The sequence below is a fragment of the Microbulbifer sp. ARAS458-1 genome, from assembly GCF_045348205.1.
Classification (GTDB): domain Bacteria; phylum Pseudomonadota; class Gammaproteobacteria; order Pseudomonadales; family Cellvibrionaceae; genus Microbulbifer.
The window spans coordinates 2,850,042-2,874,257 of record NZ_CP155838.1; the positions used below are offsets into that span (position 1 = coordinate 2,850,042).

Annotated in this window: 22 protein-coding genes; 8 read left to right on the plus strand and 14 right to left on the minus strand. The window is 56.3% G+C overall.

The features are described 5' to 3' along the window. The first annotated feature begins 42 nt into the window (after window positions 1-42). Both AAFH99_RS11800 and AAFH99_RS11805 read left to right on the plus strand, forming a co-directional pair. Complete coding sequence (locus tag AAFH99_RS11800; protein WP_406827828.1) at window positions 43-624, plus strand: sigma-70 family RNA polymerase sigma factor; 582 nt, start codon at window positions 43-45, stop codon at window positions 622-624. A gap of 18 nt (window positions 625-642) precedes the next feature. Then, a complete protein-coding gene (locus AAFH99_RS11805; protein ID WP_406827829.1) occupies window positions 643-1,338 on the plus strand; it encodes a ChrR family anti-sigma-E factor in 696 nt (231 codons plus the stop codon). A 66-nt stretch (window positions 1,339-1,404) separates the two neighbouring features. Here the strand turns inward: AAFH99_RS11805 and AAFH99_RS11810 are convergent, their stop codons facing one another. Continuing rightward, the gene (locus AAFH99_RS11810) at window positions 1,405-4,929 is read right to left on the minus strand and encodes an indolepyruvate ferredoxin oxidoreductase family protein (protein ID WP_406827830.1); all 3,525 of its coding nucleotides are present in this window, start codon (window positions 4,927-4,929) and stop codon (window positions 1,405-1,407) included. 225 nt (window positions 4,930-5,154) lie between these two features. Here AAFH99_RS11810 and AAFH99_RS11815 point away from each other — a divergent pair, with 225 nt between their 5' ends. After that, window positions 5,155-5,637: an Lrp/AsnC family transcriptional regulator gene (locus AAFH99_RS11815; protein ID WP_010130896.1), complete on the plus strand. Its 483-nt coding sequence runs from the start codon at window positions 5,155-5,157 to the stop codon at window positions 5,635-5,637. Window positions 5,638-5,712: 75 nt separating this feature from the next. Here AAFH99_RS11815 and AAFH99_RS11820 read toward each other — a convergent pair whose 3' ends face one another. The 5 genes from AAFH99_RS11820 to AAFH99_RS11840 all read right to left on the minus strand — a co-directional run bounded on the left by AAFH99_RS11820 (window position 5,713) and on the right by AAFH99_RS11840 (window position 12,324). Then, a complete protein-coding gene (locus AAFH99_RS11820; RefSeq protein WP_406827831.1) occupies window positions 5,713-7,947 on the minus strand; it encodes a M3 family metallopeptidase in 2,235 nt (744 codons plus the stop codon). Between the two features lie 375 nt (window positions 7,948-8,322). Then, window positions 8,323-9,003 (minus strand): glutathione S-transferase family protein, encoded by a 681-nt coding sequence (locus AAFH99_RS11825; RefSeq protein WP_406827832.1) that lies wholly within the window; start codon window positions 9,001-9,003, stop codon window positions 8,323-8,325. 32 nt (window positions 9,004-9,035) lie between these two features. Continuing rightward, on the minus strand, window positions 9,036-10,397 hold the full coding sequence (locus tag AAFH99_RS11830; RefSeq protein ID WP_043317878.1) for a class II 3-deoxy-7-phosphoheptulonate synthase: 1,362 nt from the start codon (window positions 10,395-10,397) through the stop codon (window positions 9,036-9,038). A 101-nt stretch (window positions 10,398-10,498) separates the two neighbouring features. Further along, entirely contained in the window at window positions 10,499-11,695 is a 1,197-nt protein-coding gene (locus AAFH99_RS11835; RefSeq protein WP_406827833.1) for an aromatic amino acid transaminase, read from the minus strand. A gap of 95 nt (window positions 11,696-11,790) precedes the next feature. Then, complete coding sequence (locus AAFH99_RS11840; RefSeq protein ID WP_051686858.1) at window positions 11,791-12,324, minus strand: MarR family winged helix-turn-helix transcriptional regulator; 534 nt, start codon at window positions 12,322-12,324, stop codon at window positions 11,791-11,793. Between the two features lie 328 nt (window positions 12,325-12,652). Here AAFH99_RS11840 and maiA point away from each other — a divergent pair, with 328 nt between their 5' ends. Next, window positions 12,653-13,300 (plus strand): maleylacetoacetate isomerase, encoded by a 648-nt coding sequence (maiA, locus tag AAFH99_RS11845; RefSeq protein ID WP_043315960.1) that lies wholly within the window; start codon window positions 12,653-12,655, stop codon window positions 13,298-13,300. A gap of 1 nt (window position 13,301) precedes the next feature. Here the strand turns inward: maiA and AAFH99_RS11850 are convergent, their stop codons facing one another. Next, a complete protein-coding gene (locus tag AAFH99_RS11850) occupies window positions 13,302-14,294 on the minus strand; it encodes a mechanosensitive ion channel family protein (protein WP_406827834.1) in 993 nt (330 codons plus the stop codon). Window positions 14,295-14,306: 12 nt separating this feature from the next. Next, a complete protein-coding gene (locus AAFH99_RS11855) occupies window positions 14,307-15,233 on the minus strand; it encodes a 2OG-Fe(II) oxygenase (RefSeq protein WP_043315958.1) in 927 nt (308 codons plus the stop codon). An 80-nt stretch (window positions 15,234-15,313) separates the two neighbouring features. On the opposite strand from AAFH99_RS11855, the gene AAFH99_RS11860 reads away from it, so the two are divergent. Next, a complete protein-coding gene (locus tag AAFH99_RS11860) occupies window positions 15,314-15,877 on the plus strand; it encodes an LEA type 2 family protein (RefSeq protein WP_406827835.1) in 564 nt (187 codons plus the stop codon). Between the two features lie 49 nt (window positions 15,878-15,926). On the opposite strand, the gene AAFH99_RS11865 is transcribed toward AAFH99_RS11860, so the two are convergent. The 3 genes from AAFH99_RS11865 to AAFH99_RS11875 form a co-directional block, all read right to left on the minus strand. Beyond that, the gene (locus tag AAFH99_RS11865; RefSeq protein WP_231491449.1) at window positions 15,927-16,286 is read right to left on the minus strand and encodes a hypothetical protein; all 360 of its coding nucleotides are present in this window, start codon (window positions 16,284-16,286) and stop codon (window positions 15,927-15,929) included. Window positions 16,287-16,353: 67 nt separating this feature from the next. Then, entirely contained in the window at window positions 16,354-16,908 is a 555-nt protein-coding gene (locus AAFH99_RS11870) for a sigma-70 family RNA polymerase sigma factor (RefSeq protein ID WP_043315951.1), read from the minus strand. A gap of 13 nt (window positions 16,909-16,921) precedes the next feature. Then, window positions 16,922-17,818, minus strand: a complete 897-nt coding sequence (locus AAFH99_RS11875; RefSeq protein WP_406827836.1) for a DUF6249 domain-containing protein — start codon at window positions 17,816-17,818, stop codon at window positions 16,922-16,924. Window positions 17,819-18,062: 244 nt separating this feature from the next. Here AAFH99_RS11875 and AAFH99_RS11880 point away from each other — a divergent pair, with 244 nt between their 5' ends. Beyond that, entirely contained in the window at window positions 18,063-18,692 is a 630-nt protein-coding gene (locus AAFH99_RS11880; protein ID WP_406827837.1) for a DUF924 family protein, read from the plus strand. Window positions 18,693-18,846: 154 nt separating this feature from the next. After that, on the plus strand, window positions 18,847-19,143 hold the full coding sequence (locus AAFH99_RS11885; RefSeq protein WP_406827838.1) for a YebG family protein: 297 nt from the start codon (window positions 18,847-18,849) through the stop codon (window positions 19,141-19,143). 97 nt (window positions 19,144-19,240) lie between these two features. Here the strand turns inward: AAFH99_RS11885 and AAFH99_RS11890 are convergent, their stop codons facing one another. Genes AAFH99_RS11890 through AAFH99_RS11900 form a run of 3 tightly spaced genes read right to left on the minus strand, consistent with a single transcriptional unit; the run spans window position 19,241 to window position 22,310 of the window. Further along, window positions 19,241-19,633 (minus strand): MAPEG family protein, encoded by a 393-nt coding sequence (locus AAFH99_RS11890; protein ID WP_231491416.1) that lies wholly within the window; start codon window positions 19,631-19,633, stop codon window positions 19,241-19,243. Continuing rightward, window positions 19,633-20,928 carry an amidohydrolase family protein gene (locus tag AAFH99_RS11895; RefSeq protein WP_406827839.1) on the minus strand — a complete coding sequence of 432 codons (1,296 nt, stop codon included), beginning with the start codon at window positions 20,926-20,928 and terminating at the stop codon, window positions 19,633-19,635. The genes AAFH99_RS11890 and AAFH99_RS11895 overlap by 1 nt, the downstream gene beginning before the upstream one ends. Beyond that, window positions 20,928-22,310: an amidohydrolase family protein gene (locus AAFH99_RS11900; RefSeq protein WP_406827840.1), complete on the minus strand. Its 1,383-nt coding sequence runs from the start codon at window positions 22,308-22,310 to the stop codon at window positions 20,928-20,930. The genes AAFH99_RS11895 and AAFH99_RS11900 overlap by 1 nt, the downstream gene beginning before the upstream one ends. 265 nt (window positions 22,311-22,575) lie before the next feature. Between AAFH99_RS11900 and AAFH99_RS11905 the strand changes: the two genes are divergently transcribed. Then, window positions 22,576-24,210 (plus strand): PAS domain S-box protein, encoded by a 1,635-nt coding sequence (locus AAFH99_RS11905; protein WP_406827841.1) that lies wholly within the window; start codon window positions 22,576-22,578, stop codon window positions 24,208-24,210. Window positions 24,211-24,216: the final 6 nt, after the last annotated feature.

Genomic DNA, 24,216 nt, shown 5'->3' on the forward strand with positions numbered 1-24,216 from the left:
ATCATGGCCGCAACACATCCCAATAAGGGCGGAATCAGCAGCGTGCAGGTACCAGACCACACTAGAGACGATGAATGGAGCGGCCTTCTGGTGCGCGTCGGGCGCGACCGGGATCGGCGCGCATTTGAGCGCCTGTTCAGCCACTTCGCGCCCCTGATCCGCGGCTTTCAGTTCAGTCGAGGCGGCCAGAGCTCAGCGCCCGAGGCAGCAGATGAACTGGTTCAGGAAGTCATGTTCCGAGTATGGACCAAGGCCCCCACTTTTCGGCCTGATAAGGCAGCGGCAAGCACCTGGGTTTTTACCATTATGAGGAACTGTCGTATTGACGCCTTGCGCAAGAGCAACCGCCAGCCTGCAACCGATGAGAGCCTGAACGTAGAAGACATCTGGGATGATAGCCAGGACGAACAACCCCTGGTGTACCTGCAGCAGGCGCGCAACCAGCACGCCATTGCCGCCGGGCTCCAGGGGCTGCCCCCAGAGCAGAGTCACGTGATCGAAAAAGCCTATGTAGAGGGCAAATCCCACAGTGAAATATCCGAAGAACTGGGGCTACCTTTGGGCACTGTGAAATCCAGAGTTCGCCTTGCCCTTAAAAAACTCCAAAGTAGCATTTCCAGGTAACGAGGTCAGGTAGGGAGCATGATTCACCACCATCCCGACAACAATTTATTGCTGGAATACGCCAGCGGTAGCCTCAACTGGGCACACAGCCTGGTGGTTGCGGCGCACATCCAACTGTGTCCGAAATGCGCGGCCCAGCTGAAATTACTCAATAGCGTGGGGGGTAGCCTACTTGCTACGGCAACACCCAGTGCTTCATTGGAAAGCAGTGAGCCCGATGCATTCGGCAAACTGATGCAACGGATTGATCGACAACCGGATAAAGATGAAGAGCAGTGTGCGGGTTCAGGCAGCAGTGCCCTCCCCTTGCGCGACCCGATCTTTGCTTCGGTTCCACCAGTGGTGCGAAAGTTACTGGCCGATAACCCCGTACTTCAATGGCGCCGACTGTCCAGGGGGCTAAAGGAAGCCCGCTTGAAAACTGGGCAAAATGAACGTGAGGTGTCGTTTCATCGAATTGCGCCCGGAAGTAAGGTGGCCGAGCACGATCACCGTGGCCGTGAAATCACCATGGTGCTTTATGGCAGTTTCTCCGATGCCGATGGCGTTTACACGCCCGGCGACTTCCTGGTACGAGAGCCGGGTGAAGTCCACCGCCCTACCGCCACACAGGATCAGGAGTGTCTGTGCCTCTCGGTGGTCGAGGCACCAGTGGCGCTGACAGGCATTTGGGGGAAAATTATCAACCCGTTTTTATCCATTAAACCCCAGTGATACTCTCTCCAACTGAAAAAGCCCGGCTTCCCGGGCTTTCCTACCATCCATTCTCAGTATCCCGATTTAACGCTGATCTCCCAGCATGCTACCAACCACAGCACCCGTACTTGAGTTACTGAACCGGGATCGCAGCTCACGCCAGCGCACCTGAATCTCATCCAGTTTCTGCGCGCGCACATGTCCGTAGCCGCGCACCCTCTGGGGTAACGAAAGCAGTTCTTCCGCCTGCGCGAGATTCGCAACAGACATCGCATCTGCGACCTGCAATACCGTCTCGCGAACCTCTCGCGCCCAGCGGCGCTCGCCGCGGCGCTCCGCAGTGTAGCCAAATATATCAAGCGGCGTACCACGAAGTACCCGACCTTTCGCTAGCCAAGGCAACACACGGGTCATCCAGGGACCCAGCGAAATTTTACGGATTTTCCCACTCGCGTCCGGTCGCGCCAGAAGTGGTGGTGCCATCAGAAATTTAAGCGTGTAATCACCGCTGAACGTTTCCTGCAACTGTTCTCGAAAACTATCACTACAGTAAAGGCGCGCCACTTCATATTCATCTTTGTAGGCCATCGCCTTAAACAGACTCAGTGCACCAGCACGGGTTACCGCAAACCGGGTATCGGCGATGCGGGATTCTGCACGCCTTAACCTTTCTACAGTGCGCTCGAAAACGCGCGCGTACGCGGTATTCTGATAGTCCCGCAGCTCCTCGGTGAGGCGTGCGATCAGCTGATCGACTGTCTCTGGGGGATCTATCATTTTCACAACCTGCGCAGGTGCCAGGATCTGCTCGATCGCTTGGGGAGTTTCCGCCAATAGTCGACCTGCACGGAATGCGCGCAGGTTATTTTCCACTGCCACTCCGTTGAGAGTCACCGCTCGTTCGAGCGCACCGCGACTCACCGGTAGCAACCCTTTCTGGCAGGCGTAACCCAACATCATCAGATTTGCTGCCACCGTATCTCCGAACAGGGACTCCGCGTAGCGATTGGCGTCGAACGCGAAATATTCACCTGCGACCGAGCGGATACTTTCCACCGTGGCATCAGCAGGGAACGCCAGGTCGTTGTTGCGCACAAAAGCGGCTACCGGAACTTCTGCGGTATTCACCAGCGCTCTGACCTTGCCGTGCGCGAACTTACTGCGCTGACCGGCTGCGGTTACCATGTCACAGCCAAGTAATAAATCTGCGGCGCCATCACGAATACGTGCGGTAGTAATATCTTCCGGGGCTTCCGCGACTTTCACATGGGCCACCACAGCGCCATTTTTCTGAGATAGCCCGGTGAAATACAAGGTTGTACTACCCTTGTCTTCGAGGTGTGCCGCCATACCCAATAATGCGGCGACAGTGAGAACACCGCTGCCACCGATACCCGCCACCAGGATGTTGACGGGTTGATTCAGGCTTGGTTCCGGTGCCGGTGTCAGAGACTGGCTGGCCGCATCGATGGCTTCTGCGAGTGTGCGGACTTCGGGCTTTTTCAGCTCACCACCTTCCACACTGACAAAGCTTGGGCAGAATCCGTCAGCACAGCGCATGTCTTTGTTACAGCTCGACTGGTTGACCTGGCGCTTGCGGCCAAATGGCGTTTCCAGCGGCTCAACGGCAATACAACTGGACTGTACGCTGCAATCTCCGCAGCCTTCACACACGCGGTGGTTGATCAGCAAACGGCGGGATGGGTCTTCCATCTGACCTTTTTTTCGCCGGCGGCGTTTTTCCGCCGCACACACCTGCTCGTAAATAATCGCAGTTACCCCGGCAGTATCCCGCAGCTGCCGCTGTACATCGTCCAGGGCATCCCGATGAAATATTTCCAGTGAACCCGGCAGCTGCCCGCGGTGATGACGCCAATGATCGGGATTTTCACTCACCAGGCACACCCGCCCGACCCCCTCTGCGATCAACTGTCGCGATAGTGTGGGCACGGTGACTTCTGCATCGGTCGGCTGCCCACCGGTCATGGCCACCGCGTCGTTAAGCAGAATTTTGTAGGTAATATTGATACGACTCGCCACCGCCTGGCGGATGGCAAGCAGCCCGGAATGGTTGTAGGTACCATCCCCCATGTTCTGGAAAATGTGCTTATCCGTGGAGAACCGATGCAGGCCCACCCAGTGCGCGCCTTCCCCACCCATATGGGAGTATGTGTCCGTACGCAGACCTTTACCCAGTGCCATGATATGGCACCCAATACCGGCACTGCCGATACTACCTTCGGGCAGCTTGGTCGAAGAGTTGTGCGGGCAGCCCGCACAGAAAATCGGTTCACGCGCCAGAAGCCCAGTAGTTTTCCCCGGAACAGTGGTGCCGAGTTTTTCCGCCAACGGCACCAGCTTTTCTGCGAGCGCGGTATCCGCCAGCCAGCGGGTAATCGCCCTGGCCACTTGATCCGGGCCAAAGCCCCAGATCGCCGGTAGCAGGTCATTGCCGTCCAGGTCTTTCTTGCCGACGACTTTCGGGCGGCGGGTGTCCTCCCAGCTATACAGGAAATTCTTGACCTGGTCTTCCACCAGAGGGCGCTTTTCTTCGACTACCAGAATCCGCTCCATCCCCTCGGCGAATTCACTCATGCCACGGGGTTCGAGCGGCCAGCTCATGGCAATCTTGCGAATGGATATGTTCGCATCCAGAAGATCCTGCTCAGTGAGATTGAGCAGCCTCAGCGCTTCCAGTAGATCTCCGTGGGCCTTGCCCACCGTCACGATACCAAAGCGCTTTTGCGGCGCGCTTACGATGTTCCTGTCGAGGCCATTCGTGTAGGCAAATGCCCGCGCTGCGGGCAGTCGCTCTTCGAGCATGCGCCGCTCGTACTCCATCCGCTCTGCAGGCCAGTTTAGGTGTGGGTCGTAATTGAGACCGTGAGCGGGCACCGGGAAATCCGCTGGCACAACAAATTGCGGTAGTTCCGGCACCTGAATAGAAGCCCCCGCTTCCACAGTTTCCGTGATTGTCTTGAATCCAACCCAAAGGCCGGAGAAACGAGACAGCGCGATACCCGCAAGCCCTAGGGTCAGGTACTCGTCAATCGTGGTTGGAAACAGCAAAGGCATCATGACCGATTCAAAGATCTGATCGGTATTGTGGGAAAACATGGAAGATTCAGCGGTATGGTCATCACCACACAATGCCAGCACCCCGCCGTGTCTGGAGGTGCCCTGGATGTTGGCCTGCCGGAATACATCTGCGCTGCGATCGACGCCGTGACCTTTGCCATACCAGATCGAGAAGACGCCATCACGGGTCGCTTGCTGGCGATAGTGATCGAGAAGCTGAGTGCCCCAGATATTAGTAGCGCCAAGATCCTCGTTGATACCCGGTTCGAAATGAATATCCCGGTCTGCCAGCAGTTGTTTGTGACGCCAGAGGGATTGATCGTACCCGCCCAGTGGCGAGCCGCGGTAACCGGAAATAAATCCCGCCGTGTTCAGCCCCGCCTGTTCATCCACGCGCTTCTGCATCAGGGGGAGACGCACGAGCGCATCGATTCCCGTAAGAAACACCCGCCCGCTATCACGGGTAAACGCCGCTTTGAGCGAGTATTCGCTATCAAAGCCCAGTTCCTGATCGCTTTCAACCATCGCCATCGTGGGGTACCTTCGCTAGTACTGTCGGCTACATAGACCGCAACGCCGGTTGTTGTGGAACAGACCGCGCCGTTTATTGTTTGCCGTAAACTATCACCGGCAATGCGGGCAGGTCATACCAAAATCACCACATTTGCGCGCTCAGGCAGCCATAAATCACCACTTACGATTGAATTTCTGCAATAATTGGGTCCTTGAGACCAACCGAGACTGTCAGGTACCACTATGGCCTATTTATTGGATGCCATTGATAAGCACATTCTGGAGATCCTTCAGGAAGACGCCACGATTCCCAACATTGAGCTGGCAGAAAAAGTGTGCCTTTCCCCTTCGCCCTGCTCCCGTCGGGTAAAAAACCTCCATGAACAGGGGTTTATCAAGCGAGCCGTTACGCTGCTGGAGCCGGATAAAGTTGGCCTGCCGGTAAGCGTGTTTATCCAGGTAACCCTGAATCATCAGGTCAAAAAAGAGCTACAGCATTTTGAGTCGACCATCGGACAGTGGCCGGAAGTGATGGAGTGCTACCTGATGACCGGCGACTTCGATTACCTGCTGCGCGTAGTAGTGCCAAACCTGCATGCTTACCAGGAGTTTCTGGACAAGAAATTGACGGAACTACCGGGTATCGACCATATCAAGAGCAGCTTCTCCCTGAAGCAAGTGCGCTATCGCACCGAACTACCCCTGGACCAGTTACTCGAGAAATAATCGACATCGAAGAGATAACAAAAAGGCCGCGATGCCAGTACATCGCGGCCTTTTTATTTCCCACCAAGCGCAGAATTAATTTCCAGCTGCGGCGGTCCCACCACTCGTGTTTTCCGATTTGGCACCTGTAACCGGGAAACCACGATCACGCATCAGAGGCTCAATTCCGGCATCGCGGCCTCGGAAAAGGCGATAGGCTTCGGCGGGGTCGATGGCGTTGCGCGGTGCAAACAGATATTTCACCAGCTTGCCGGCAACTTCTTTATCATAAAAGCCGCCTTCAGCTTCAGCGAAAGCCTCGGATGCATCCGAAGTGAGAACGTCAGCCCACATATAACCGTAGTACCCAGCGGAATAACCTTCACCGGAAAAGATATGTCCGAAGTGCGGAGTGCGGTGACGCATCACCAGCTCCGACGGCATGCCAAGCTTTTCCAGCGTTTCCCGCTCGAATGAATCCGGATCAATACCTTTCGGATCGGTCGTATGCAACTTCATATCCACCAGCGCGGATGCGAGGTATTCAGTGGTAGCAAAACCCTGGTTGAAATTCGCAGCCTGCTTGATCTTGGCAACGAGTTCTGCAGGAATCGGTTCACCGGTTTTATAGTGCACCAGATAATTGTCGATGATGGGGTCAGTACTTAACCAGCGCTCAAGGAGCTGCGACTGAAATTCAGTGTAATCTCGCACACCGCCGTTCAGCGTCGGATAGCTCACATTGGAAGCCAGGAAGTGCAACGCGTGGCCGAACTCGTGGAAAAAGGTTTCCGCATCGTCCCAGCCTACCAGTACCGGCTCACCCGGAGCGCCCTTGATGAAATTGGAATTGTTGGAGGCCAACACCGTTTCCTTTCCATCAAAAGTGGTGTGATCCCGGTACATGCTCGCCCAGGCACCAGACCGCTTACCAGTGCGCGCAAATGGATCCAGGTACCAGAGCCCGACATGCTCACCGGTAGTCTTGTCGGTAACCTCCCAGACCTTCACGTCTTCATGGAACACCGGCACGCCGCCCTCTTTCACCGGAGTGAAAGCAAAATTGAACAGTTCACCGGCAACGTAGAACATGCCTTCGCGCAGCTTATCCAGTTGCAGGTATTGTTTGACCTCGTCCGAATTCAGGTCGTACTTCGCCTTGCGCACTTTCTCCGCATAAAAACGGTAGTCCCACGGCTCAATCTTGATACCTGCCTTTTCCGCATCCGCAACAGCCTGCATATCCGCGACTTCTTCATGTACGCGCGCAACCGCCGCCGGCCACACGGCCTCCATCAGATCGATGGCATTCTGCGGATTTTTGGCCATACGATTCTGCAAACGCCATTCCGCATAATTATCGAACCCTAGCAGCGCCACGCGCTCATCACGCAGCTGTAGAATTTCCGCGATGATCGCGTTGTTATCGTGCTCACCGCCGTTATCTCCGCGGCTGTAATAATTGGTCCAGACCTTTTCACGCAGCGCGCGATCCTCAGAATATGTCAGGAACGGATCCATGGAAGAACGGGTATTCTTGATCGCATACTTACCCTTCTGGCCTTTCTCCTCCGCCATCGAGGCCGCCGCTTTGACAAATGACTCAGGCAGACCCGCAAGCTGATCTTCGGTCAGGAAAATATCGTAGCCTTCTTCATCAGCCAGCACATTGTTGGCAAATCTGGTGTGCAACTCTGCGAGACGAGTATTGATTTCGGCATAACGCTGCTTGTCTGCACCGGAAAGAGTCGCGCCATTGGTTGCGAACTCATCGTACACCAGCTCCACAACACGCTTCTGTTCCGCAGTGAGATCACTGGTATCCCGGGCGTCGAACACGGCTTTTACCCGTTGGAATAGCTTGTCATTCTGGATAATTTTGGAGTTAAAGGCGGAAAGCTTGGGGGCCATTTCTGCCTGCACGGCACGGAACTCCGGAGTGGACATATTTCCGCTCCAGATACCCCAGTAAGTGAACACGCGACTCAGAGCCTTGCCGCTACGCTCCATCTCCTCGATGGTATTGGCAAAAGTTGGTGGCTCGGGATTGTTCGCAATCTTTTCAATTTCCGCGAGGTTCTGTGCCATTCCGTATTCCAGTGCCGGCTTCAGGTCCTCAACCCTCATCTTGTCGAAGGCCGGCACGCCACCATAGGGACCGGTCCACTCCGCCAGTAACGGGTTACTGCTGACCACATCCGCCACCACCTCGGCAGACGCACTCATCTGATCAGATGGTTTCGCGGCAACTGCGTTCTCGGACTCTTTACTACATCCAGCCACCGCAGCCAGGGCGGCGGCAATGGAAATGGCGATTAACGTCTGGCGCATCGACTCGATCCTCGTATCTATCTTGTGATATGTAATTTGTTATTAGATTTCAGTGTGACCGAGTGTACCCCGCAGCAACCGATGTATCTACGATGGCACGGTATGCTACCGATTCCAGTCGGCGAACCGAACGTCCAACAGAATAATCCCCCACCATTGATTAACTTGGCAGAAGGTCTCACTGTACGGCACAGGTTAAATCATATGATAACGACTTATTACGTGCATTCTTTTACCGTGTAACGACACTGTGCCTGAGGTTCGGTACTGCCGATCGGCCCCAGGGAATCAACCCGAACGGTTCCGCCAGGTACGACTGAGGTAAAAAATGATCAATAAAGGAAGGTTTACGGGAGCCGGCATGCCCCGGTTCGATTAGAGCCTGCGATCTTCAATGATGCTACCGACTGCCCGCAGCTCGTCTTCATGGTCGGCTTCACGCCAGGGTTCACGAATGGCATCTCGCAACCATGCCTGCATCGCCGGAAGTTCGCGCATGTGGTCCGCATATGCCATGGCGCCCTCGCCCAGGGTCAATTGATAGCCGAACAGACGAAAAACCACCGGGGCAAAGAATGCATCTACCGCAGTAAACTGGTCACCAGCCAGAAATGGACCGCCAAAGCGTTCCAGTCCCTGCCGCCACAGTTCTTCAAGGCGGGTCAGATCCCTCTTCAGAGCATTATCTATCTGATGCAGGGAAACGGTCACACCGCAGTTCATACTGCACTGGTTGCGCAGGACAAAGAATCCCGCATGCATTTCCGCGGCTGCACACCGGGCCCAGGACCTGGCAGCCTTGTCCGCCGGCCACACCGCGGAATTGGCTTCAAACAGATACTCCGTAATCGCCAATGAATCCCATACGGTGATATCCCCATCTACCAGGCACGGCACCTGGCCTGTGGGGGAAAATACGCGAAATTTATCCCAGCTCCCACCCTCGTCAAAAGGCACCAGGATTTCTTCAAAGGGAATGCCCAGCTGGGTCGCCAGCAGCCAGGGGCGCAGGGACCAGGAGGAATAGTTTTTATTGGCAATATATAGCTGCATCATTCCCTCTTCTTTTGACTCACGTCCTGACGAACTCAGCGCTTTCCGTTGCGTCCATCCCGCAACATCTCGGATATACAGAACGCCAGCTCAAGCACCTGATCGGCATTCAAGCGCGGGTCGCACTGGGTGCGATAACAGCTGGCCAGATCGGCATCCGAAATTTCCCAAGCGCCACCGGTGCACTCGGTGACATGCTGACCGGTCATTTCCAGGTGGATACCGCCGGGATGCGTCCCTTCGGCGCGATGCACCGCAAAGAAATCGCGAATTTCTTTCAGGATATTGTCGAAATTACGAGTCTTGAATCCACTCGAGGCTTTTTCCGTATTGCCGTGCATGGGGTCTGTACTCCACACAACGGAGCGCCCCTCTTTTTCTACGGCACGCACCAGTGCCGGTAATTTCTCGCCCAGCGTGTCGGCGCCCATTCGAGTAATCAGTGTCAGCCTGCCGGGTTCATTATTCGGGTTCAGGCGATCGGTCAGACGAATCAATTCGTCGGTCGCCATATTCGGCCCCACTTTGACGCCAATCGGATTCCATACGCCAGCGAGAAACTCAACATGCGCGGCATCCAGCTGACGGGTACGCTCACCGATCCACAGCATGTGCGCGGAACAGTCGTACCATTTGCCTGTGAGGCTGTCAGTACGGGTCAACGCCTGCTCGTAATTGAGTAGCAGCGCTTCGTGAGAGGTGTACAGGGTGGTTTCACGAATTGCGGGCGTATTATTGGAGTTCACGCCGCACACCGCCATGAATTCCAGAGCATCCTGAAGGCGCTCGGCCAGCTGTAAATAGCGATCCCGCTGCGGATTGTTTTCCAGGTAACTCAGGTTCCAGGCATGCACCTGATGCAGGTCTGCAAGGCCACCCTGGGCGAAAGCGCGCAGCAGATTGAGGGTAGCAGCGGACTGATTGTAGGCAGTCAACATGCGCTGGGGATCCGGTACCCTCGCCTGCTCTGTGAAGTCGATACCATTGATGATATCGCCCCGGTAACTGGGCAACTCAATTCCACCAACAGTTTCTGTGTCGGCGGAACGCGGCTTCGCGTACTGGCCAGCCATACGAGCCACTTTGACCACGGGTAGATTGCCGGCGAAGGTCAACACCACCGCCATTTGCAGTAACACCTTGAAGGTATCGCGAATGCGATTGGCATTGAAGTCTGCGAAAGATTCAGCGCAATCGCCGCCCTGCAGTAAAAATGCCTTGCCCTCAGCCACATCGGCCAATTGACGGCGAAGCTCCCGCGCCTCTTCCGCAAATACCAGCGGCGGATACCCGGCTAACTGCGCCTCCACCGCCTGCACATCACGTTCAGACTGATACTTCGGCTGCTGATGTGCAGTACGCTTGCGCCAACTGGCGGGATCCCAGGGTTTTACCAGTGACTCACTCTGGTACTTCGGCTCGCGGTGTTCGGACACGGTGGCTTCTACCTCAATTTCCATTTTCGGCTATCTCTTAAATCAATCGATCGATCTGTCGATCAAGACTCTAACACTTCAGCAACGGACTCACAGAAATACGCCATATTGCTCTGGCTCAGGCCCGCAATACTGATACGACTGGAATCTACCATATAAATAGAATATTTCTGTTGCAGCTTTTGCACCTGCTCCGGAGTAATCCCCAGAAACGAGAACATACCTTTCTGTTGCTGGATAAAGTGAAAGTCCCCGACAGCGCCTGCTTTCTCCAGGCTGTCCACCAGTCCGGAGCGCAGGCTGTTGATACGCTCACGCATTTCCGTCAACTCAGCCTCCCAGTTTGCGCGCAGGCCGGCATCCGTCAGGATGGATTCGACGATGGCACCACCGTGGTTTGGCGGCATGGAGTAGTTGCCGCGCACCACATTCAGCATCTGGCTTTGGCCACGATCCGCAGCGTCGGCGTCCCGGTAAATGGCCATGGCCATCCCAACACGCTCGCGGTAAAGGCCGAAATTTTTCGAACAGGAGGCGGCCACCAGCATTTCCGGTACCGACTCGGCCATTAGCCGCAACCCATAGGCGTCGGCTTCCAGACTGTCACCAAACCCCTGATACGCCATGTCGATAAATGGCGTGAACCCCTGCTTTTGTGCCATTTCCGCCAGCACATGCCATTGGTCACGACTCAGGTCAGCACCACAGGGGTTATGACAGCATGCGTGGAAAAGAACCAGGTCGCCCTCGCCGACCTTCTGCAGGGTTTCCACCATTTCGTCAAACTTGAGGCTACTGGTCGCGCGATCGTAGTACGGGTAACTCTTGATCTGCAGACCGGCATTACCCAGTAACGGGACATGATTTGCCCAGGTCGGGTCGCTCACCCAGATGGTGGCATTCTCCTTGGCGCGATTGGCGAACTCGGCCAATACGCGCAAGGCACCACAGCCACCAGGCGTCTGCGCGGAGCGCACCCGGTTTCCAATCAGTGCTGGATGCCCTGCACCGAGCACCAGCTCTTGCATGGCGCTATTGAAGCCGGGAGTGCCAGCGGGACCAACATAGGCTTTGGTTTCTTCACTGCGCAACAGCCGGGTTTCCGCCTCTTTTACCGCTTGCAAAACCGGCGTGTGGCCGGCCTCGTCTTTGTAGACACCCACCCCCAGATCGATTTTGCGTGGGTTATCGTCGGCACGGTAGGTGGCCAACAGGCCGAGAATCGGGTCCGCAGGCAGGCTGCTCAGGTGGTCAAACATGGTCACTCCTGAAAATTCCGGCCGGCGTGCGCGCAACCGCACACCGGCAAATGAAACCGGTTGGTTGAAAGTAAGAATGGCAGAAGAAGAGCCGATCAGTCGATCAGGCCGCGGTTCGCCCAGTCCTGCGCACGTGCCATCAGCTTTTCGATGATGCTATCGAGCTGATTACGCTCATCCGCAGAGAGCGACCCCATCAGGTCGTTCTCGTATTGCTGCGCCAGCGGTACGATCCGCTCGTACACGTCGCGCCCCAGTTCGGACAGGTTGAGCACCTGGCGGCGGCGATCCGCGAGGTCTTCACTACGGGTGATGTAATCATTCTTGATCAAAATGGACACGGCCCGGCTGATGGCCACCTTGTCCATTGCTGTCTGCTCCACCAGATCGGCGGCGGAGAGATTGGGAAAGCGGCCGAGAATGGCCATCACCCGCCAGGCGGGAATGGTGAGATCAAAGCGCGCGCTATAGGCATCCGCAATGGCGTTACTCACCCGGTTCGACAGAACCGACAAACGATACGGCAGGAACTTCTCCAACCGCAGGTCGTCCGGACGCACAGCGTCGATGGGGTCACTAAATGCCCCAGTTTCGCTGTGCGTTTCGCTATTGGTGGTGTCGTTTGTCATTGCGGTCTTTGTACCTGCTAGGAATCCGGTTGTACCAAATATCAAATGTAACTAAGATTGGTTTCAATTGTAACCACTGCCGCAGGAATTTTTCTGGCAGGGTGCTGCCCCTGACGGGGAGCGCCGCACGACCGGTGGATTTCCCGCCAGCCTGATGCGCCTGTACAGCATCAAACGAAATTGGCCGCGCATTATACGGCGTCTCACGCCATTTTTGTCAGCCTTGCTGTAAGTTTACGCAAACTGTTTGCTCGGGCACTGGAGGCTCGCAATCTGCCCCCCCTGCCCTCTGACACAAGACTTTCCCATCTTTGAGGATATTCAGAATATGGAGCTTCACGGATACTTCCGCTCTTCCGCCAGCTATCGGGTGCGCATTGCCCTGAACCTGAAAGGTCTCGAGTACCAATACCACCCGGTAAATCTACTGAAAGGTGAACAGAAGGAAGCGCCGCACAAGTCCCTGAACCCCCAGGGCCTGGTGCCCGCATTGATTGACGACGGCCAGGTGCTCACCCAGTCCCTGGCCATCCTGGAATGGCTCGACGAACAGTATCCGCAACCCGCCCTGCTACCCGATGGCGCGCTGGCTCGCGCACGTATTCGTGCCCTCGCCTACAACGTCGCCTGCGACATTCAGCCGGTTCAGAACCTGCGCGTGCTGAAATATCTGCAAGCGGAACTCGGAGCCTCAGACGAGCAGAAAGTAGCGTGGATACGACACTGGATCGGTCTGGGGTTTGATGCACTGGAGACCCAGCTGGCCCCACAGCTCAGCGCGCAGAGCACCGCGTTTGTGGGCGGTGAAAGGCCCGGTCTGTTTGAATGCTGCCTGGTGCCGCAAATCTACAGCGCAGAACGATTTGGCGTCGCGGTAAGCGATTACCCGACCATTGCACACATCGGCGCCGCCTGCGCCGCGCTGCCGGCGTTCGATAAGGCGCGTCCGGAAAACCAGCCGGACAGCACGCTCTGATTCACTCCTGCGCCGACGCCTGCGCAGCAGGGCCACCCAGAGAGAGCGGTTCTTTGAACGTCAGGGTCCGATAGGGGAAGGGAATTTCCATACCTGCAGCATCCAGCGCACGTTTTACCGCGGCCACCACCTGGCCGCGGGATTTGCGCTCCTCCAGTGGTGTGGAGCCCGCCCACCAGCTGATCTCGATCTCAATACCACTGTCTGCGAATTCATGGGGAAATACCTGGACCGGATCGTCGTCCCGCACCAGGTCACAGGCACGCACCGCTTCCTCGATCACCCCCACCGCAGCATCCAGGTCTACCCCATAGGCCACACCCACTTTGATACTGAAGCGCCGCTTACTTCGGTCTGTGAGAATTTCGCAGGGATTTTTGAACAGGAACAGATTTGGGACTATCACCAGCTCTCCCGTAGTACGGCGAATGGTGGTATTGCGCACCTCAACCGCTTCAACCCGACCGGACACGTTCTCACACTGGATGACATCCCCCGCCTCAAACGGGAAGCGCCACAGGATCAGGATGCCGGCGAAAAAATTCTCGAATATATCCTTGAATGCCAACCCTACTGCCACCGATAACAATCCCAGCCCACCCAGCGCTTTCGCGGGCGTCAATCCGGGGAAAAGCACCATTGCCGTGAACAACAGGCCGATAACCCAGATAAAGATACGGACCAGCCGAACCAACAGGTCCTGCAACGATGGGCGTTGGGTGGTTTTTTTTGCGAAGCGCCGGGCAAATTTTCCAGTCAGAGTCGCAACCAGCCAGGTCAGCAGCAACATCATGACACTGGCCGCGAAGAACGGAATATGCCCGAGAAACCCCTGCCAGATATTCAGCAGCGACTCGGATACGGTATCAATGACGTCACTAAACGAGGAGGGAGCGACTTTCGCAAGTTCCAGGGTTTCCGCCAATTCTTTGGCTTTGTCCGTATCCACCGGCGAGTTTTGCACGTGGGTCAGGTGGGGGAAATCTCGCAGCATCGCCCTGCCCTGTCAGGATACGCCGGGCGCATAGTCCTGGGTACGCAGCCACTTGGTCGCGATCCACTTTTCCCCGGCCAGTACCGGGCTTCCGCCGTGGAGTGTCTGATAATCCAGTTCTCCGGAATCACTGGTGTAGGAAAAGAACAGCGCAGCGCCTTTCTGCGGAAGAATATCAAGGCCCACCCGGGGGAAAACCGTTGCACCACCGGAAGACACATCATTCAGGTACATAATCAGGGTTCCCACCCGCTGCCCCCCTGAACACAGCACCCCATGGTTGCCCGGTTTTTCCGGATTGAAAAAGTCGTAATGAGGGCGATACTCCCCGCCGACCTGATAATTCAGTATCTGCAGCGGTTCGCCGCGCTCCTCGGGGACGTCCAGTAGGCGCGAGATGCGCGCCTCGATTGCCGTGATCACCGGTGTTTCACCACGGGCGAAATGTGTCCCGGAACTGGTACGGGTATCGCGTAAATCGAAAGACCCGCGCTCAGAGTTCACCACCCGGGACGGCTTCAGATTGGGTTTCGACATCGCCACCAGCGCATCGCACTCGCTGTCAGACAGCAGGTTAGCGAACAGAACTATGTTAGGGCGTTTCATGGCGAAGCGGACATCCACCAGCCGGTCGCCCAGGTCAATCTGGTTACCATCAGCGGCGAAGCGGTGGAAACGCCCGTTGCGCTCGCTGGTTTGAGCCACAATCCACGGCGCGGACGTCTCAGGACTTTGCGTGTGTGCGGGACGGGCGGGCGCTGTACCGGTATCGCGACGGCCTATCCCGTGGTCGAGAATGCACTGCTCTACCGCCTGCGAGATGCCCGGCTGGTATCCCGCTTTCAGTAAAGCATCCACCATGACGGAGAGGTGGTGCCCACTTTTCACCGCATCGCGGATCCACTGCTGTAATTCAGGTTGAAGCTCTGCAAATTCCATTTGCGATCCTTACCCGTGCAAACGACCACATGAGTATAGCCCTGGGCCCGCGAGATGGTTAGGCTTGCGGTAGTCGAGTTATGGGAAATCTCAAGGAGTACATATTGAACACCTCTATGGGCACGAAAAGCGACCGGGCACAGAATCGTTGTTCTCACGCTAATGCAGGCCTTCTCAGGGCGATGATGGCGCTGTTACTCGTACCATTCCTGTTGATTCAGGGATGCGCCTCGTTATCGCCGAATTTTGAAAAGCCGGATGTCCAGGTAACAGCGGTGGAACCGCTACCGAATAACCACAGTGGTGACCTGCGTTTTCGTATTCACCTGCGTGTATTCAACCCCAATGACAGCGCCCTCGCCCTATCCGGGCTGTACTACACGCTGAAGCTGGCGGGGCACAAGGTGATTACCGGCACCTCGAATAATCTGCCGGTGATCCCGGCCTATGGTCAGGACGCCATAGTGGTCGATGCGTCCGCCAACCTGATGGGGTCAATCATGGCCATGACCGAGCTGGTTCGGCTACAGGGGGATACCGTGCCCTATGAGCTGGAGGCAAAGCTGGGATTGCAGCAGTCGATTTTGCCGGCGATACGGGTCTCCAAAAGCGGCGAGCTGCGCCTGGGCCAGTATCAGAACTGATTTGGGTGGGGGTTCAAGAGAGATTTAATTCCCGGAGGGGGCCCGCCAATCAGCGGCGGGCAGCCATGATGCCGCCAGTCATCGCCACCAGCGACCCCAGCATACCGAGGCCCACCAGGCTATACAGGCTGATACTCTGTTCTGCCGCGGCCACCAACACTTCCCGCAGCGGGAATTGCCAGCAGACAATCGCCGAGGCCAACACCACCGCCGCATACTGATAGCGGGTGGCTCGACGTTCAGCGCGCTTGGCCGGTACCGGCGGTAGGTCCGCCATTACCCGCTCGCAGAAACCGTCGTCGTCCAGATGCGGCTCGCTGAACTGGAGCTGCTGCGACAACCAGGTGTCGAAATCTGGCTCGCCATCGCCCATAGGACCGGCGTGCACAACACCGTTTTTGACTACCATACCGTCCGATCCACCCCACACCTGCTGGGGATTAATGCTTTGCGAATCTTTTGACTGTCTGTCGAAATCAGCCACTGACTACCTCCTCGCGCCAGGCCTGAAGCAGCGACTGCAGCTTGGTCCGAGCGCGGTTGACGTGGGATTTTACCGTGCCCAACGGCAACTTCATAATGCTTGCCGCCTCCTCATGTGAAAAGCCACGCTGCATACACAGATGCACCGCCTGCCTTTGGGCGTCACTTAATTCCCCCATAGCCGAATTCAAGTCTCTGGCCATCCCCAGCTGTTGCGCTTCTTCGACGCTTTCCTGGGATTGGGCGCTGTCCACGGCTTCCTGATCCACCACCGGAGCGTTCTTGCGCTTGTGACTCATGACCAGATTGTAGGCAATGCGGTACAGCCAGGTGCTGAACCGAGCATCCCCACGAAACGCGGGCAGCGCCTTATAGGCCTTGATAAAAGCCTCTTGCGCCATGTCGTCTGCAAGACCCTGGTCGCCATCGCACAGCTGACGGAGCGAGAAACGCAGCTGTGACTGATAGCGACGAACCAGCTGGGCATAAGCCCGCTGGTCCCCGTCTTCGACGACGCGCCTGATCAGATCCCCATCATCGAGGTTCATTTATTGGTTGCCCTTAACCCGCTTGTTTCTGGTCGTGCTTCCAATTGACATAGCGGGCGATCCCGATAAACAGCGGGATCAGGCCGAGGCTACCCACATCCACACCGGCGGAGATGGACAACCAGATAAATACAGCGGCGCCGATGGCGATCAGGGTAATCCCCCTGTCTTTCGTGGTATTGGTACCCTCGCGATCCATCGCATCCAGCAGCTCCGGCGGAATATCACGGCCTTCAGACACCATGCGGTTGATGTTCTCCATCAACAGCTGCTTCTTACGGTAGTTGTTGCGGGTCACCATCCATACAATCAGAATCGGAGTACCGAACACTGCGATAATCGCCACGATACCGATCAACCAGTCCATATCCGGCCCTCCCGAGCGCTGCTCTCTGACCTTTTCTTCACGAACCTCATAGGCATGCTCGTGCATCCGCTCCGCATGCTCCCGAGCCCGTTCCGCCCGCTCGCGGATGCGCTCGGCACGCTCCATGTCGGCCTTGATACCGATACTGATGTTGCGGGGTACGGAATCCAGCGCCTGCTCCACCACCAGGCCTTTCTCATCCAGAATGCCTTTCTCTTCGAGCTTCTCGTAAATGCGTTGAGTCACCTTGCCGCCGAAGGCTTCGCCGAGATCAATCTCCACATCGGCGTTTTCGCCATTTTCATCCCGTGTATGGATGCGCAGAGTACCGTCGTCCTGGCGCAGTATGCGCACTTGTTTGGTCACCTCCTTCTCTACCGGCTTCGGTTCGACCACCGGGGCTGGAGGGGCTGGAGGCTTGGGTGCTACCGCCTCCTTTTCCTGGGCCAGCAGGCTGCTCGACGCACCCATACCCACAGCGGCTACCAGGGCCAGTGCCCAGAGATTCAGCGGGCCGCGTTGTCTGTTTTCAATCGCTCTCATTGGTGTTATCTCGCTCTAACTGATCTGAGGTAAAGCAGGGAGTTGCCCTGGCCAATCTCTTCCGCGATGGTGACAGATAGACGAACTACCTCGAAAGACCATCAATGGCGCAGGATTGTACCTTTTTTAGTCAACCGGTATCAGGTTTTGGGATTCCCGGAACCTGCTTTTACCCTTCCCCAGATGGACGACAACACCCGGCTGTTTGGATGCAAGCGGCAGAAAATAATTGAAGGAGCACACAATGACCCCCGAATCAGTGTCGCCAGCGGCCATTCTCGAGTTCTGGTTTGGCAGCTCGGACCTCAGTTTCACGCCACCCGAGCCCCTGCGGGGGCGGTGGTTCCAGCGTAGTGACCCGTTTGATGAGGAGATTCACAGCCGCTTCAGCGACATCGTCGGGCAGGCCTTCAACGGAGAACTGGATTACTGGCGGGACACCCTGGATGGTCAGGTGGGGTTGATCCTGTTGTGCGACCAGTTCAGCCGCAATATTTTCCGTGGATCGGCGGCCGCCTTTACCGGGGACCCGCTGGCGCTGGAAATCAGCCAGGCCATGATCCGGGACAATACCCACACGCAACTGGGCCTTCATCAACGGGCATTCGTCGGAATGCCGCTCGAACACTCGGAACACCCCGAGGTTCAAGAGCAGTCGGTGGCCTATTTCGACCAGTTACGACGGGAATTTGCAGCAAACGGCACAGGGGTTACCTCCGAGGAAGCCAAAGCGGCGGCCAGCTACTGCCGGTTTGCCGTAGCCCACCACAAGGTCATCCAGCAGTTCGGCCGATACCCCCATCGCAATCAGGCCCTTGGCAGAGAGTCCACTGCTGCGGAACAGGCATGGCTCGACAACGGCGGCGGCTTCTAGCCCTCCTCCTCAACTAGCCCTAACCGGCCCTCAGCGCGTACACTGGCGCGGAATGTGGTGTATTGCAGTTGACACTGAATATTCATACAGATACTGTATATCCATCCACATCAACGACACATAACCACAATACCAAGACCTCAGGAGGCCCAGTATGGCGGTAGTAGCCGTTTGGAAATGCGATAGAGACGGAGCCATGTTCGATAACAAAAAAGATGCCGAAGAACACGACAAGATGCTGGAACTTGCCGCCAACATCACCGCACTGATCGAGCGCAACGTTGAGGGCGTGTCCGAAGAAGCGAGTGAAGAAATCGGCCTGATGCTGGCCAAGCGCCGCGAAGTTCTGGCGAAAGCCTGTAAAGGCAAGCCGGAAGAGCTGCTCGCCGCGGAAGAGCAGGACGAGCAGTCCAGCGATGAAAACGTCACACCGCTGGCGGCAAATCAGTAATCCCCCCTGGATACCAATATTCTGGTTTCCATCCCTGTACTATGCCCGGCTTGCCGGGCTTTTTTTCCCCGCAAGCCGGTCAGGACACCGGTCTATATCAGACCGCGGTAAGGATATTGATGACCGCCAGGATAATGATCACCAGCCAGGTCAGTGCGGTACCGCCAAACCGACCGGGGTGATACCCCCCTTTGCCGCCCACCAGACCAATCGCGTGCAGAATTCGTGCAAACACCAAAGCCCCACCCAGACAGTGCAGCCACACCGCCGAAACCCCATTGATCTCCGCCACCAGTAACAGAATCAAGGCAAGTGGAATGTACTCAATCGCATTCGCATGCGCGCGCACCAGTACTGCGCCCTCTTTATCACCTCCGGTGCCGATTCCAATCTTTTTGCCGCGACGGAAACGTACCACGTTAAATGCCAGCGCAATTACCAACAATGCACATAGGCCGCCATAGAGCGCAGTAATTTGTACACTAATCATCAGTTTTTATATCCATGTCCGGTACCCGCCTTGGGGTGTAAGTAACGATCCCGCAATCGTGTGGAGCGATTGACGAGAGACTGAGGTTTGCCATCGATCAGCACCAGTTCAGCGAAGCTGGTGACCTCCAGCGGATCACCACTCCACACAACCAGCTCCGCGGCACCGCCCGGTGCCAGAACACCGCCATCGATACCAAAGATTTCAGCTACGTTGGCGGTCACCGAACGCACTCCCTCCTCGAAGGGCAGCCCATAGGCGACCGCGTTGCCCGCAGCCTGACGCGACAGATAGCTATTGTGTGACCCTGCGTATCCGGGGCCACTGATAGCCACGGTAACACCGGCCTTGTGCAGCAGCGCGGCGTTGTCCATCCGCGCCCCAAGTTTCTCAAACGCATCTGGAGTGTTGCCCAGCACATCGACAACCACCGGTACCCGCGCTTTCGCCAACTGATCGGCTACCATCCAGCCTTCAGCAGCACCGATAATGATTGGTCGAATCTGGTAGGTATCCGCCAATGTCAGAAGCTGCAAGATATCACTGGCGCGGTCCGCGCCGACCAAGAGGCGCTGCTCACCGCGCAGTACCGGCTGCAGAGCCTCCAGGTCGTCCAGCGTAAAGTCCAGTTCTCGCCATTGTCCCCGGCGAATCTGATCCCGGTTATCCGAGTATTCCTTTGCCTGTTGCAGCGCACTCTCCAACTGGGTGAACGCCATGGCTCGGCTGCCCCCTGCCAACTGCGCGCCATACTCGCCAAAGTACACCTTCTGCACCAGCTGTCGGTCTGTGACACTGTCGAACTCTCCCGTGAGCTTGATGGCGAACCCCTGCCCTGCAAAGATCTTTTCTTCACTGGCGGGCAATACGATTGCGCGGGTCAGGCCACCGGCCCGGTTGAAGGGGATCAGCGTGGACCGGGCGTTGAATGCCACCACTGGATCAAAGGCGGCACCAATAGATTGTTCGACCACTGCACCGTCATTGGTAGACGCAGCCGCACCGATTTCGGTCAGCCCCAGTTCACTACTGGGGGCAATCAACCCCGGAGTCACCACCTTGCCACGACCGTCGATAATCAATTCCGCCGCAACATCACCAAGCTCTTCTGCGATCTGCACGATCTTGCCATCACGCACAAGCAAGTCACCATTTTCCAACGTACCCTGATCGCCAAGGGTGAGGATTCTGGCATCCTTGATCAGAATCGTTTGACCTTGGGCACCCAGGGCAAATCCTAGCAGGCAGAACAGGGAAGCTTGTACGCCAGCCCGCAGCGAGTTTGAAATTCCCATTAGCGCTCCCCTCCTTCCGGCAGACGCTCACCGTCAGCGTCCAGAATACCCAACTCAAAATCACTGTGCGGCTGTCGCGCAGGATTATTGCGGTCGTACATCAGTACCCCGTCGATAAATACTTGCTCGGCCTTGGCGTAGACACTGAACGGGTTGCTGGACCAAACCACCACATCCGCCATTTTGCCCTTCTCCAGGGTTCCAGTGACATCATCGATGCCCAATGCCCGGGCGGGGTTACGTGTCATCCAGGTGACCGCATGGCGGGGCTGGATCTCGAAGCCGGCGCGCTGGCCGGCTACCATGGCCTTTGCGGTCTCTTCATTGAGGTGCTGAATACCCACTGCAGAATCGGAATGGATCATGGCGCACGCCTTGGCCTGATCAACGATGGCGATGTTGGCCTCGGTCATATCGAAGGCTTCGTGCTTGAAACCCCACCAGTCTGCCCACATCGCCGCACACACATTATTCTTCGCAAGCAGATCAGCCACCTTATAGGCTTCAACTGCGTGGTGGAATGTCGATATCTGGAAATCAAACTCCCGCGCAATATCCATCATGATGGCCATCTCTTCACCCCGGTAGCAGTGGTTGTGCACCAGGATGTCACCATTCAGTACACCGGCGAGTGTCTCCATTTGCAGATCCCGGTCCGGCGCGTCTCCACCATTAATGTGATAATTTTCCCACTTCTCCTTGTATGCAGCGGCATCGATCCAGGCTTGCCGGTAACCCGCCACGTTACCCATACGCGTGGATGGCAGACTACCTTTCCCTCCGTACACCCGCTTGGGGTTCTCACCACAAGCCATTTTCAGACCGTATGGCGCGCCGGGAAATTTCATATCCTGGACACTACGACCGGGTACGTTTTTCAGAGTGATACCGCGGCCCCCGAACAGGTTGGCGGAGCCCGGTAAAATTTGCAGGGTCGTCACCCCGCCCGCCAAAGCCAGAGCAAATTGAGCGTCCTGTGTCCACACCGAATGTTCCGCCCATACCTGGGCGGTATTCGGGGACGTCATTTCGTTTCCATCCTGAGAGGATTCAATGGAGGGAGCCGGGTAGTCCCCCAGATGGGAGTGAACGTCGATAATACCGGGCGTCACCCACTTACCTGCACCTTCTACCACCAGGCCCTTCTTTGGCGCTTTAAGGTTATCGCCAATCGCTGCGATCTTGCCTTCCTTCAGGAGCAGATCGGTATTGAGCAGTTTTTCGCCGGTGCCGGTCAAAACCGTCGCCCCGCGAATCAGCACCGGCGTGGCCTCGTCCGGCTGATAAGTGCTGGGGAAATCCCCCAGGCGAGCAAAATCCGGACCGTCTGAATGTGTCTCTTTGTCCTCGCCACCACAGGCAGTAAGCACAACACTGGCCATAAGCGCCCCCCACATCACCAGCGGGCGATGCCATCGCCTTTGCGGACTTTTTACTACTTTCCAAGATAAGCGCATGCCCTTTCCTACCCCCTGATTTGTTATTAGGAAACTATTGTCGAATTTTTTACGGGACTACCGGATTCAACACCAATGTGACGCCAGCAGCAACTTCCGATTTCGCCACGGCAATCGCTGTCCGTTTACTAGACAATTTCAATAAGCCGTGTTGCAATCGAGAAACGTTCCCAGGTTCCTGGAAGGACAAATGGAAACCAGAGTAAACACGGCGAGCAGCGGCCCCGCGAACGCAGAACCGCCGCCAGCAGAACATGATTCACAGGAGGTTTACGAAGCCTTACGGAAAAGTGAGGAGCGCTACCGCGAACTGGTCGAACATGCCAATTCGATCATTCTCCGCTGGGACCGCAACGGAGTCGTTACTTTTTTCAACGAGTACGCGCAGCGTTTTTTCGGGTATAGGGAAGCGGAAATAATCGGCAGGCATGTGGTGGGCACTATTGTGCCCGAAAACGAGAGTACCGGCCGCGACCTGCGCCCACTGATGGACCATATCTGCAACCACCCCGAAGAACACCGCTATAACGTCAATGAAAATGTCACCAAAAATGGAACCCGGGTATGGGTGGCCTGGACCAACAAATTACTGACGAATGACGACGGTGAAGCAATCGGCGTACTGAGTATCGGTACCGACATCACCAAGCAGCGACTGCTGGAGGAAGAACTGCGGCAGGCGCAAAAGATGCAGGCGATCGGCGAACTGGCCGGCGGTATCGCTCACGATTTCAATAATATGGTGCACGGTATTGCCGGTTTCGCCGAGGTTATCAAGCAGACAACCTATGATGCGAAAATATCAGAATATGCAACGCAGATTCTGACGACCGCCCACCACGCCGCGGAACTGACCAAACAGCTTCTTACTTTCGCCCGCAAGGGCTCCTATCAGCTACACGACTGCAATACACACGACATCGTGCGCGACGTCTGCGCAATGCTCGAACGCACTATCGACCGTCGCATTGTAGTGCGCCAGAATTTGCGGGCCGAATTGCCAAACGTCAAGGGCGACCCCTCCCAGTTGAAAAGCGCTCTGCTGAATCTTGGCATCAATGCCAAAGATGCCATGCCAACCGGCGGCCATCTGGTATTCAGCACCAGTAACGTTGAAGTTACCGAGCCTCTCGCCATATCCGATTTCCAGCTGGAGCCAGGTGAATACTTGCGCATCAATGTCTGTGACAGTGGCACCGGCATGACGGAAGAGATCCGACAACGGATATTCGAGCCCTTCTTTACCACCAAGGCATGTGGCCGCGGCGCAGGGCTCGGGCTGGCAGCAGTATATGGCACAACGCACCTGCATAAAGGTGCGATTCAGTGCCGTTCCGAGGTGGGCAAAGGCAGTAATTTTGACTTGTACCTGCCAGTCATTAGCAACGGTGGCAAACAGCAGCGCTACCCGAAAGCCATGCACTGCACTCGGGCAATTCGCATGATGCTGGTGGACGACGAAGCGATCGTTCGCAGTTATTCCAAAGCACTATTCGAGATGCACGGCCATCGCGTCGACACCTTTGCCACAGCCATAGAGGCGATTGAACACTACGAGAAGCATTATCAGGAAATCGATCTGGTGCTCCTCGACATGATTATGCCGCAAATGGATGGGCAGCAATTGTTTGCGCAATTGAAGCGAATCAACCCTGCCATCAAGGCCATGCTATCAACCGGTTACAGTGTCGAATCCAAAGTGCAGGAAATTCTTGCCGATGGCATTCTCGACTGTATAAAGAAGCCGTTTACCTACGACCAGCTGGAGCAGAAAATCTCTCTGCTGTTCGCGCCACTAGGAGGCCAGCCACCAGAGGGGAAATAAACCATG